The organism is Bradyrhizobium liaoningense (genome assembly GCF_018130955.1).
GTDB classification, from domain to species: Bacteria; Pseudomonadota; Alphaproteobacteria; order Rhizobiales; family Xanthobacteraceae; genus Bradyrhizobium; species Bradyrhizobium liaoningense_C.
The window spans coordinates 1-11,041 of sequence record NZ_JAFCJM010000111.1; the positions used below are offsets into that span (position 1 = coordinate 1).

General features: G+C 64.2%; 12 protein-coding genes. 6 read left to right on the forward strand and 6 right to left on the reverse strand.

Annotated elements, in window-relative coordinates:
* Positions 1 to 369 precede the first annotated feature (369 nt).
* Positions 370 to 2,973, reverse strand: a complete 2,604-nt coding sequence (locus tag JQ632_RS38200; protein WP_212407876.1) for a glycoside hydrolase family 3 protein — start codon at positions 2,971 to 2,973, stop codon at positions 370 to 372.
* A gap of 425 nt (positions 2,974 to 3,398) precedes the next feature.
* Between JQ632_RS38200 and JQ632_RS38205 the strand changes: the two genes are divergently transcribed.
* On the forward strand, positions 3,399 to 3,641 hold the full coding sequence (locus JQ632_RS38205; RefSeq protein WP_212407877.1) for a hypothetical protein: 243 nt from the start codon (positions 3,399 to 3,401) through the stop codon (positions 3,639 to 3,641).
* Between the two features lie 174 nt (positions 3,642 to 3,815).
* The gene (locus JQ632_RS38210) at positions 3,816 to 4,001 is read left to right on the forward strand and encodes a hypothetical protein (protein ID WP_212407887.1); all 186 of its coding nucleotides are present in this window, start codon (positions 3,816 to 3,818) and stop codon (positions 3,999 to 4,001) included.
* Positions 4,002 to 4,278: 277 nt separating this feature from the next.
* On the opposite strand, the gene JQ632_RS38215 is transcribed toward JQ632_RS38210, so the two are convergent.
* The 4 genes from JQ632_RS38215 to JQ632_RS38230 form a co-directional block, all read right to left on the reverse strand.
* A complete protein-coding gene (locus tag JQ632_RS38215) occupies positions 4,279 to 5,061 on the reverse strand; it encodes a lytic transglycosylase domain-containing protein (protein WP_212407878.1) in 783 nt (260 codons plus the stop codon).
* A gap of 115 nt (positions 5,062 to 5,176) precedes the next feature.
* Positions 5,177 to 5,968 carry a hypothetical protein gene (locus JQ632_RS38220; RefSeq protein WP_212407879.1) on the reverse strand — a complete coding sequence of 264 codons (792 nt, stop codon included), beginning with the start codon at positions 5,966 to 5,968 and terminating at the stop codon, positions 5,177 to 5,179.
* Between the two features lie 173 nt (positions 5,969 to 6,141).
* The gene (locus JQ632_RS38225) at positions 6,142 to 6,381 is read right to left on the reverse strand and encodes a DUF2273 domain-containing protein (RefSeq protein ID WP_212407880.1); all 240 of its coding nucleotides are present in this window, start codon (positions 6,379 to 6,381) and stop codon (positions 6,142 to 6,144) included.
* Positions 6,382 to 6,462: 81 nt separating this feature from the next.
* On the reverse strand, positions 6,463 to 6,702 hold the full coding sequence (locus tag JQ632_RS38230) for a hypothetical protein (RefSeq protein WP_212407881.1): 240 nt from the start codon (positions 6,700 to 6,702) through the stop codon (positions 6,463 to 6,465).
* Between the two features lie 274 nt (positions 6,703 to 6,976).
* Here JQ632_RS38230 and JQ632_RS38235 point away from each other — a divergent pair, with 274 nt between their 5' ends.
* Entirely contained in the window at positions 6,977 to 7,324 is a 348-nt protein-coding gene (locus JQ632_RS38235) for a DUF6481 family protein (RefSeq protein WP_212407882.1), read from the forward strand.
* 101 nt (positions 7,325 to 7,425) lie between these two features.
* Here the strand turns inward: JQ632_RS38235 and JQ632_RS38240 are convergent, their stop codons facing one another.
* A complete protein-coding gene (locus JQ632_RS38240) occupies positions 7,426 to 7,668 on the reverse strand; it encodes a pentapeptide MXKDX repeat protein (protein ID WP_212407883.1) in 243 nt (80 codons plus the stop codon).
* A 345-nt stretch (positions 7,669 to 8,013) separates the two neighbouring features.
* Between JQ632_RS38240 and dctP the strand changes: the two genes are divergently transcribed.
* Genes dctP through JQ632_RS38255 form a run of 3 tightly spaced genes read left to right on the forward strand, consistent with a single transcriptional unit; the run spans position 8,014 to position 10,942 of the window.
* Positions 8,014 to 9,036, forward strand: coding sequence for a TRAP transporter substrate-binding protein DctP (gene dctP / locus JQ632_RS38245; protein ID WP_212407884.1), 1,023 nt, complete (start codon positions 8,014 to 8,016; stop codon positions 9,034 to 9,036).
* The gene (locus tag JQ632_RS38250; protein ID WP_212407885.1) at positions 9,033 to 9,587 is read left to right on the forward strand and encodes a TRAP transporter small permease; all 555 of its coding nucleotides are present in this window, start codon (positions 9,033 to 9,035) and stop codon (positions 9,585 to 9,587) included. The genes dctP and JQ632_RS38250 overlap by 4 nt, the downstream gene beginning before the upstream one ends.
* Positions 9,584 to 10,942 carry a TRAP transporter large permease gene (locus tag JQ632_RS38255; protein ID WP_212407886.1) on the forward strand — a complete coding sequence of 453 codons (1,359 nt, stop codon included), beginning with the start codon at positions 9,584 to 9,586 and terminating at the stop codon, positions 10,940 to 10,942. The genes JQ632_RS38250 and JQ632_RS38255 overlap by 4 nt, the downstream gene beginning before the upstream one ends.
* Positions 10,943 to 11,041: the final 99 nt, after the last annotated feature.

Consider the following 11,041-nt stretch of genomic DNA (forward strand, 5'->3'; position numbering starts at 1 on the left):
CTCGCCCTTCTCAACCGCCACCATAAAGCGCATCCGCTCGTCCACGGCACAGGTCTCCTTCCAACCCATCGGCAAAGTCCTCCTTGCCGACAGTTGACCTGTTACCCATGTCGTCGGTCTATTCTGTTACCCATGTAGCCGGTTAGGACCCTCGGTCCACCTCTCCCCAGCGGGGAGAGGTCGATTGCGCCAGCAAATCGGGTGAGGATCTTTGTAGCAAGTGAGACCGTCACCCCTCACCCGGCGCCGTAGCCGATGCGAAGCATCGGCGTTTTGAAGAACGGCGGCCATAGGCCGCCTATGCCGACCTCTCCCAAGGGAGAGGTGAAGTCCCGACGACGCACCAGTTCAACCTAATCTCATCGCGCTTCAGGGCGCTTTCGCTTCCACCTCGAGACTCAGGGGACGATCGGCGGAGGACGCGCCGATGGATATTTTGTAGATTCCCTTGTCGACGACCCAGGCATTGTCCCGCTCGCTGAAGTTCGAGAACGCGCGCTGGTCGAGGATGAAGCTGACGGCTTTGGTTTCTCCGGGCGCAAGCTCGACCTTGTCAAAGGCCCGCAGCAGGGCCGCCGGCTCGCCCGACACCTCGGGATAGCTGATGTAGAGTTGCGGCACGGCGGCGCCCTTGACCTTGCCGGTATTCGTCACCTTGACGCTGATCGTGACCGCCGGGCGTCCTTTGAAGGTGGCATCCTGTCCGGGATGGCCAATCGTAAAGGCGGCACGATCCGCACCGATGTCAGTGAAGGCGAACGTCGAATAGGACAGCCCGTAGCCGAACGGAAACAGCGGTTGCGGTGCGTTGCCGCCGTTGAAGTAGCGATATCCACTTCGAAGTCCCTCGCGATACAGCGTCACACGGTCGACGCCGGGAAACTGGGCCTCATCCGCGGTCGGAAGGTCGTCGTCCTTGCTCGGAAATGTGATCGGCAGCCGGCCGCTCGGATTGACGTCGCCGAACAGCACCGCAGCCAGGGCCGCCGCACCCCGGGTGCCGCCATACCAGGCCTCCACCACCGCAGGCGCGCGATCCAGCCACGGCATGGTGACCGCACTTCCCGTCGCAAGTACCACGATCGTACGCGGATTGGCACGAAGCACGGCCTCGATCAGGCGGTCCTGGTCGTTCGGAAGGCTGAGCGTGGGGCGGTCGAGTTCTTCCGACTCCAGATCCCGGGCCACGACGATCGCGATGTCTGCCGCCGACGCGGCACGGACGGCATCGGCGATACCGGCATCGATCGATGGCGCCGGCGGACGCCAGCCGAGCTTGAGATTGCCCTCGCCTTCAAGACGAACCTCGATGTCATGCAGTCCGGGACCCAGATCGAGGCCGGCCTCGGCGACGGCCTGTTCCTTGGTCTTGGACAGGACGCGCTGCCCGTCGATCGAGAGCGTGACGGCCGCGTCCGCCACGGCGTCGAATTGATAGCGACCGGCCACATCGGCCAACAGTTTTGCGCGCCAGACCGCCGAGGCCGTGCCTTTCGGCGCGGGCTGCGAGGTGGTGACGGTCGAGGAGAACTGGCTGCCCTGGCTCACGCAAAGGCAGCTATCCACGCGAGACTCGATCGCCTTGCCCTCGCGGTCGTAGTAGGTGGCTTGCGCGCCGCTGGCCGCGTTATCAGGCGTGCGTAGCGCGCCGGAGGGCAGTTGGGGCAGACCGCGCGCAGCCGAAATGCCATGGATCGGATCGACGCCGGCCTTGAAGACGATGTCAGCATCGGGGACCCGCGCCTTGATGGCATCGAGAAAAGTCATTTTTCCCGCAGGCGACGGATTGGTCGGCCCGCCATGGATGCGCAGGTCCACCGCAGCCGCGCCGATCACCGCGATCGAGCGCGAAGACGGCTTCAGCGGCAGGATACCGCCGTCATTCCTGAGCAGCACGATCGATTGCGCCGCAATGGCCTCTGCCTGCGGAAAGCTTTCGGCGAGATCGGCGCCGACGCGCTGCGGCGGATCGTCGAAGATTCCATATTTGATCATCGATGTGAGGATCCGCACCACGGCCGCATCGACGTCCTTTTCCGGAAAGTCTCCCTTGGTCACGGCCGCGATCAGATCCTTGCCGTAATATTTTTCGGATCGAAACTCCTGGTCGACGCCGAACGAGAGCGAGCGCAGCGAATGTTCGGCGCCGGCATCGGTGCGCACGATCCCACCAAACCCCAGCCGTTTGCGAAGCACGTCCTGGAGCAGGTTTTCGTCGTTGCAGGCATGCACGCCGTTGATCCTGGTGTAAGCGCACATCACCATGGCGACGTCGGCATCCTGGACTGCGTCCTGAAACGGAAAGAGATGAAGTTCCTCGAGCACCTTGCGCGACAGTCTTGCATCCGTGCTGCGGCGGTCCTTCTCGACGGTGTTGACGGCGAAATGCTTGGCATCCGCCATCACGGCGTTCTCCTGCACGCCGAGCACGTATTGCGCGCCAATGGCGCTCGTCAGCCACGGATCCTCACCGAACGTCTCATGGGCGCGACCATGCCGTGGGTCACGCTGGACGTCGATATTGGGGCCGTGGATGACGCCATATCCGAGCGCCCTGGTTTCACGCCCCAGCAGCCGTCCATACGATCGCGCGGCCTCGCGTGAAAACGTGGCGCCAAGTGCGACCGAGGCAGGCAGTTGCGTGACATCATTGCTGCCTTGCCAAATTCCGGCCGGAGAATCGCCCTGCACCATGTCGGGGATGCCGAGGCGCGTGTTTCCCCTTACATAGACCTGCCATTTCTGACCGCCGATGTCGCGCGTGCCGTAGCCGTAGAGCAGCGCGGATCTCTCCTCCAGCGTCATCTGCCTGACGGCCAGTTGCGCCCGCTCACCCGCGGCCCGGCCGCGATCGAGCCACGGCCGGTCGTCGGCGCTTGCCATACCGGCGGCCCAGTTCAAGCCGAGGACCAGCCATGCCGCTGCCGTCAGGCTTATGGCGATAGGACGGAAGCGGAAATGACCTGATCTCAAATCTTCACTCTCCTGGCAGGCACATGTCGGGTTCGTGGGTGGGATAGCGTATTTTGTCAAACGATCGGTATCGTTGACGTGGCCTTGCGGATCGCGACCGCCGCCGATGAATTCCCGTCGTCGCATGCGCCATGGGGCATGCGAATTCTTACGGAAGGTTCGATGATGGCATTATGCCACCGATTTGCCCGATGTGTCAAGTTTTGTTTCGTAAAATACGAACTTCGTCGTACCGGCAGGCGTCGGCTACTGTGCATGGGGTTGTTTTCGATGTTTTTGGTTGCCCGGTCCCAAGAGCCCCCAAGCCGGGCCTGATCTCATCCGCATTGGCTCGGAGGATTTGGACATCCGCCACGCCCGCGTTCATTGCCATTCCCTCCCGGAAGGAGGATGCTTCCCGCCGGGCGGACACGAGGGAGAGCGGCATGAGCAAGGCAGGTCTCGACAATCGCCACCGCAATCACGACGGCGAAATCAGCCACAAGCACGGAGACACCCTGCTCGGCACGCTGCGCAAGATCTACGGGCCGGGTTTTGCCGCCGGCTATCCCGCGACCGAGAAGCTGAGCGCGGTTCTGCTCCAGTTGAACGAGACGTCGCTGAGCCAGCTCCGCCGCGACCATGACACCGGCCATCTCGGGCACAAGATCCTCAAGGCATCGAAGTAGATCCACATGGCATCGAAGTAGCCCGGACCTGCCGGCCCTATCGCGCCGCGCCGCTGCATCTGCGACGCGCAAGTCTTTCAATTCCCAAATGTGAACTGCGTCACACACGGTAACGCTACGACCGGTTACATAGGGCTGTCCCGGATATTTACGGGAGTGCAGGACGACAACCAGATGGCCCTTTCAGCCATGACGCCGGAAGCCGAAGCTGCAGCACCCCAGGCCGAGGCAAAAGCACGCGGCCGGCTGCCCGATCTTCTCGGCGTTGCCTATCTCGTCGTCATGGCCGCGGCGATGGCGGGCTGGATGTGGGTTTTGGTCTGGATCGCCTACTCGGCCTTCAGCTGGCTGGTGTCCTAGACCCTGGGTCCTAGAACAAGAGCGGAATCGTCTGGATCGTCTTGATCGCCCCGCACACGATCATGACCCAAAGCGCCAAGCTGATCTGGATGGCATGCAGCATGTCCTGTTTCCCCCGAGAATCAGTCCGTCGATTTTTTCTTTGAACAAGACCGTGAAGTCGCCTCGAACGCCAGACAAAATTAAGGGCACTTGTTGTGCATCGCGACAGGTACGCGGTTCCAGGAATTCAACTGGAGAGCGGTCGAGGCGACTCGGCCGCTTCAGGCGTGACCGCCTACCGCGAGGCCACGCGCCGCCATTTCGCTTCGAGCCGCGCCTTGACCGCGCGGATGCGCGCCTCGTGCGCGGTCCAGAACGCACGGCTCGCGGCCGGCGTGCCGCGCTTGTAGATCGCATAGACGTCGGTCGGCCTGGCCGGCGGCTTCGGCGCCTGCGATTTGGCCGGCCGAGCTGAGCTCATCGGCTTCGATTCGAGTTCGACCGGATCGGTTGCGACGGCTGACGCCCCGGCGGCTGCGAAAGGCGAGTTCATCGCAATCAGGCGGTTGCGCGCGCGATTGCAGTAGATGGTCGAGCGCGGCGTCATGGTCTCTTCGCCATGGCCGGCGCGGTATTTCATCAACGCGCGGCAGAGGTCGCCCTGCGCCAGCCGCCAGGCTTTTGCGAGATAGGTCACGCCGTAGTGGATGTTGATCTCGGGCTTGGCGAGTTCTTCCGTCGTTCCCCTGAATCCGAGCATCGCGGCCGTCTCGGGCTTGACCTGCATCAGGCCGATTTCGCCGACGCGGCCGATGACGGTGGAGTCGTAGCGGCTTTCAACGAAGACCACGGCTTCGGCGATGTCGGCCGGCAGTTTGGCCCTTGCGGTTTCCTTCTCGATCAGGGCGCGGACGGCGGCACGCGCTGGAAAGGGCTCGGTCTCCCTGGTCTCGGACACGGCAAGATCGCTGGCGCTGTCCGCCACAGTGCCGGCGCGGAGCGGAACGAGGCTCAGCACCAGAACGGCCGCGATCGTCAGCCGTGCAACAGATCCGGTCCATGACGGGCGCGTCCACATCCCCGCTTGATAGACGCGGCGAGTTAACAACGCTTGTCGGGCTCGGAGACTCAACCCGAAAACAGATGAGGCGGGCCCCTGCCCGCCTCACTCTCGATCGAACTCGATGACGGCCTCAGTAGCAGGCTCGGGGATCGGCCTGCACATACTGACCGTTCGGATAGCGGTAGTAGCAGACGCCTTGCGCCCAGTAGTAGCCAGGCTGCGAGGCGGCGGTCGCGCCCGCAATGGCGCCGGTGGCGCCGCCAAGGACGGCACCAGCGGCCGCGCCCGTGGCATTGCCCGAGATCAGGCCGCCGAGCACACCGCCGACGATGGCGCCGCCGAGCGCGCTCGCCCCGGGATCAGCCGGCGGCGGGGGCGGCGGCGGAGCATAGGCCGGGGGTGGCGGCGCATAGGCCACCGGCACGTCGTCGATATAGTCCTCAGAGATGTAGACGGGCGGACCGGCCATCCGCTGCGGATAATAGTACCAGACGCCGCCGACGTCCCACCACCAGCCGTTGCGGCCGTTGCGCGTTTCGTGGCGCCAGCGCCCACCTTCCCAGGCACCGTGACCGCGATAGGCATGGCCGCCGTAAACCCGTTCGGGCGCCGGCCCGCGGGCGACATAGCGCCCCTGCGCCGGACCAGCCGCGGGCGGGCCGGCATGGACCTGTCCGCCCGCCGGACCTGCTCCCGGACTTGCACCAGGACCTGGCGCGGGCCGGGCCGCCTGCTGCGGCGGAGGCCCCTTGCGGGTGTTTTGCGGCGGGCCGCCCTGCGGACCCGCGCCTTGGGCTGGACCTTGGGCCGGACCGGCCGCGGCGGGTCCCCTGCCCGATTCCTGGGCCTGCGCAGCGAATGCGGCCAGCGAGATGGCCGAAACCAAGGGAATGATGATCTTGACGCGGCTGGACGCGCGCATGGTGGACTTACCTCTTCAATCTGACGGATGCCGTGGTCCGGGCGCGCTGGCGGATGGCTGAAGCGCCCGGTCGATGCCGGCGTGGCAAAGCTGACCTGCTTGGTCCGCGATGTCCCGTTACAAATGCCAGAGATCACGGCAATTTTTCGTTCGCGCCGCGTGCGGCAAGGCCGCTAGCGGGCCGGCTCGATCACATTGCAGTTGGTCCGCCCCGACATCAGGCAATCCTGCATCTTGCTGGCCGCCGTGAGATCGCGGGCAAGCCACAGGCCGATGCCCAGAATGACCGCCGCAATGATCAATCCGGCGATCGCGCCAGCGCGATTGTCGCCGGAAGGCGCCGGCCTGCCTTCGGATTCGCGCTTCGGGTCAGGCTTGAATTGAGATTTGGGCTCGGGTTCGGGCTTGGACATTGCTCAGGCGGCCAGATCGCGTCGCAGGCGGCGGATTTACCACCTCTGCGCCCTTGCGTCACACCCGTTACGAACCTCGCCTCACACCCTGGGCGCGCGCAGGGCCACTTTGCCGGTGGTCTCCGCAGCCGGGACGGCCTGCTGCTGGGCCCGGGGGGCACAGGTCGTGATCAGGAATGCCGTCTGGCTGCACTGCCATTCGCTGCCCAGCACGGCGTTCTCGATCGGCTTGGGACGCGCCAGAGCGAGCGCAACGCCGGCAAGCACGACGGCCGCAAACGTGATTGCGAGGGCTTTCAGGCTCAGCCGAAACATGGTCATAGCCGCAGCTCCGTGTCGTTTGGGTGCGGACATTAGGCGCCGCTCCCATGCTCCCTTGTGAGGGAAATCACAATTCGGCAGTTTTTCGGGGCTACAAAAACATCGCAGAAGAAGCCTGCGATTTTTCGTCTGCCTGATTAGCTGCGATTATGGGTGGCATCGGGACGCGCAGGGATGTACACGCATGTCCGTCACGCGAAGCGCGCGGGTTGCGCGGCACGCGTTACCACACGCGGTGATGTAAGATCGAAAGCGAGGAAGACAAGGCCGTTCGATGAGTGGATTCAGGGAACCCGGCTTCGCAGACCGGCAAAAAGCAGCGCAAGACGCCCGCAAAAATCTTTTGAACAAGTTCAAATCGCAACCGGGGCCCGACGATCCCGCCGTTGCCGCGCGGCGTGCCGAGCGTGAGGCGCTTGCAGCAAAGCGTGCCGAGGCGAAAGCTACGCGCGAAGCCGAAAAGGCCGAGCAGAAGCGTCGCGAAGAGGAAGCTGCAGCCGCCGAAGCTGCAAGGATCGCGCGCGAGCAGGAGGAAGCCGCCGCCAAGGCCGCCGCCCTCGAGGCCGAGCAGAAGGCCAAGCGCGACGCGCGCTACGCCGCCCGCAAGGCCAAGAGGAAGTAGCCTGCAGGCGCGCGACCACAGCGCATCACATCATCGTGTATGGCCGGGACGCGGAGCACGACGCGCTCTTGCCCCGGCCATGAAAAACGCGACGGCGAAGATCAGTTCTTCTTCATCATGCCGTCGTCCTTCTTCATGCCGTCCTTCGACATGGTGTCCTTCTTCATCATGCCGTCGTCCTTGGTCATGGTGTCCTTCTTCATGCCGTCCTTGGACATCGTGTCCTTCTTCATGCCGTCGTCCTTCATCATCTTGTCCTGAGCGAACGCGGCGGGCGCAAGCGCAAGGCTGAGCGAGAGAGCGGCAGCGGAGACGCCGAGCGCGATACGGGTGCGAATGGTCATGATAGATCTTCCCTTTTGGGTTGTTGGTGCCAGCGACGAATGCCGCTACCCCATGCTCGACGGATCGCAGGCCGCGCTTGTTACACGGAGCGGTGGAAATTTTTCGCGGCCCCGGGGATGCGCGCCGGTTTTCGCCTTCGACACAATTTCGCCCGCGTGAACCCCGTTAAGTGCCGCCGCCAGATCGAAGGGCGAGTGTGCAGCGCAACAAGGCCGCGACTTGCCGCCGCATTCGGTCTCGAACTATCAGATTAGAGAATATCGGGCGAAAGACCGGCTAGGATGGGCCCGAACGCCGGCCTAAAGGCCCAATCCATCAACAAGAACCGCTCAAGGGGACTATCCATGCTCACGCGACGCCACCTTCTCGCGACAGCCGTCGCCGCGCCCGCCGTGCTCCGCTTCGGCACCGGCACGGCGCATGCCGCCACCACACTGAAGATCTCGCACCAATTCCCGGGCGGCACGATCGACAAGGGCGATTTCCGCGACCGCCTCTGCCGCATGTTCGCCGCCGAGATCGCCAAGCGCTCTGGCGGCGACCTCGCCGCCGAAATCTATCCGAACTCCTCGCTGATCAAGACCAACGCGCAGTTCTCCGCGATGCGCAAGGGCGCGCTCGACATCAGCCTCTATCCGATGCCCTATGCCGGCGGCGAATTGCCGGAGACCAATATCGGCCTGATGCCAGGCCTGGTGACGACCTACGACCAGGGCCTGCGCTGGAAGAAGGAGCCGGTTGGCAAGGCGCTGACCGATTTCCTCGCCGACAAGGGCATCATCCTGCTCACCTGGGTCTGGCAGGCCGGCGGTGTCGCCAGCCGCTCCAAGCCGATCGTTGCGCCCGAGGACGCCAAGGGTCTGAAGGTGCGCGGCGGCTCGCGCGAGATGGACATGGTGCTGCAGACCGCGGGCGCTTCCGTCCTCTCGGTACCGTCGAACGAAATCTACGCGGCGATGCAGACCGGTGCGTGCGACGCCGGCATCACCTCCTCCACCAGCCTGATCTCGTTCCGGCTCGAGGAAGTCGCAAAGTCGCTCACCTCGGGCGCCGGTGCGTCCTACTGGTTCATGCTGGAGCCGCTGATGATGTCGAAGGCAATCTTCGACAAGCTGCCGAAGAAGCAGCAGGACATCCTCCTCACGGTGGGTCAGGAGCTCGAAGCCTTCGGTCGCAAGGGTGCGCAGGACGACGATATCGAGGTCGCCAAGGTCTACGAGAAGGCCGGCGCCAAGGTCTACAACCTCGACGCGGCGACCGTCGGCAAGTGGCGCGACATCGCCCGCGATACCGCGTGGAAGGACTACGGCGCGAAAACGGCGACTTCGGCCAACCTCCTGAAGCTCGCTTCCGACGTCTCGGCATGAGCCACGGTCCGCTTCCGGATCGTGACGACGCAACCGACGTCGCCGCAGGCAAAGGTCTTGCGGCGGCGGTCGATCGCGGCCTCGCAATCTGCAACAGCATCATCATTGTCTTCGCTGCGATCGCGCTGGTCGCGGCCTGCGCCATTCTGAGCTACAGCGTGCTAAGTCGCGCGCTGTTCAAGGCGGCGAACTACTGGCAGGACGAGGCCGCGGTGTTTCTGCTGGTCGGCGCGACCTTCATGACGGCGGCCTATGTGCAGCAGCATCGCGGCCACATTGGCATTGAAGCCTTTGTCGGGCTCTTGTCGCCGCTCGCCAACCGCATCCGGCTCTGGCTCGTCGATCTCGCCACGCTGCTGTTCTGCGGCTTCTTCACCTGGAAGTCCTGGACGCTCGCGCACGAGGCCTATGTCGACGGCCAGGTCTCCAATTCGATGTGGTCGCCGCCGCTCGCCATTCCCTACGTGCTGATGGCGATCGGCATGAGCCTGCTTTGTATTCAGATCCTGGTGCAGCTCGCCCTGCCCTTCACCGGAGCCCAGCGGCGATGAGCGTGTTCGGCATTGGACTGTCCTACGGAATTGCGACCCTGGTCGTGATGTTTTCGGGGATGCCGATCGCATTCGCGCTCGGCGCGGTCGCGCTCGTATTCATGGGCATCTACATGCCCGCCGCCTCCCTCGATACGGTGACGCAGAACGTCTACGAGGAGATGGCCTCGATCACGCTGCTCTCGATCCCCCTCTTTATCTTGAAGGGCGCAGCTATCGGCAAGTCGCGCGCCGGCCAGGACCTTTATTTGGCCTTGCATGCGTGGCTGCACCGCGTGCCCGGTGGCCTCGGCGTCGCCAACGTGTTCGCCTGCGCCTTGTTCGCGGCGATGGCCGGCTCCTCGCCTGCAACCTGCTCCGCCATCGGCTCGGCCGGCATCCCCGAAATGCGCAAGCGCGGCTATTCCGGCGGCTTTGCGGCCGGCATCATCGCCGCCGGCGGCACGCTCGGCATTTTGCTGCCGCCCTCGATCACCATGATCCTGTTCGCGGTTGCGGCCGAAAAATCGCTGGGACGCCTGTTCCTGGCCGGCATCGGCCCGGGACTGCTACTGGTCACGCTGTTCGGCGTCTATGCCGTGATCCGCTTCCGTCAGGAATATGCGGCGGCCCAAGCGGCCTACGAGAAGAGCGGCACGGCGGCTGCGATCCTGGCGCGCGACGAGTACACCCTCGCCGAGCGCTTCAGCATGCTGCCGCGCGTGATTCCCTTCGTGCTGCTGCTCACCGGCGTGATGATCGCGCTCTATGGCGGCTACGCGACCCCGTCGGAAACGGCGGGCCTCGGCGGACTACTCGCGCTCGGCTTGATCGCGCTGATCTATGGTGTCTGGCGGCCGAGCGACCTCGGGCCGATCATGAAGTCGACGATCCGCGAGTCCACCATGCTGATGATGATCATCGGCATGTCGCTGCTCTATTCCTATGTGATGAGCTACCTGCACATCTCGCAGTCGGCGGCTGAATCCATCGTCGCGATGCACCTGCCGCGCTGGGGCCTGTTGTTCGCGATCCTCGCCATGGTGGTCGTGCTCGGCTTCTTCCTGCCTCCGGTCTCGATCATCCTGATGACCGCGCCGATCATCCTGCCGCCGCTGCGCGCCGCAAACTTCGACATCATCTGGTTCGGTGTGGTCATGACCATCGTGATGGAGATGGGGCTCATCCATCCGCCCGTCGGGCTCAACATCTTCGTGATCCGTAATGTCGCGCCGGACATTCCCCTGAGCGAGGTGATCTGGGGAACGCTGCCCTTCGTGCTGTTGATGATGGCGGCGGTGCTGCTGCTTTGCTTCGTGCCGGGGATTTCGACCTGGCTGCCGGATCTGGTGATGGGACCTGATGGGAGCAGGTGACGCGGTCGTAAAGTGGGTTAGCTGTGGAATCTCAAGAGGTCGTTCTCCGGGAGGGCGAGGCGGCTGATCGGTGGTTTGGCGTGCAGGCTGCCGTGCGAG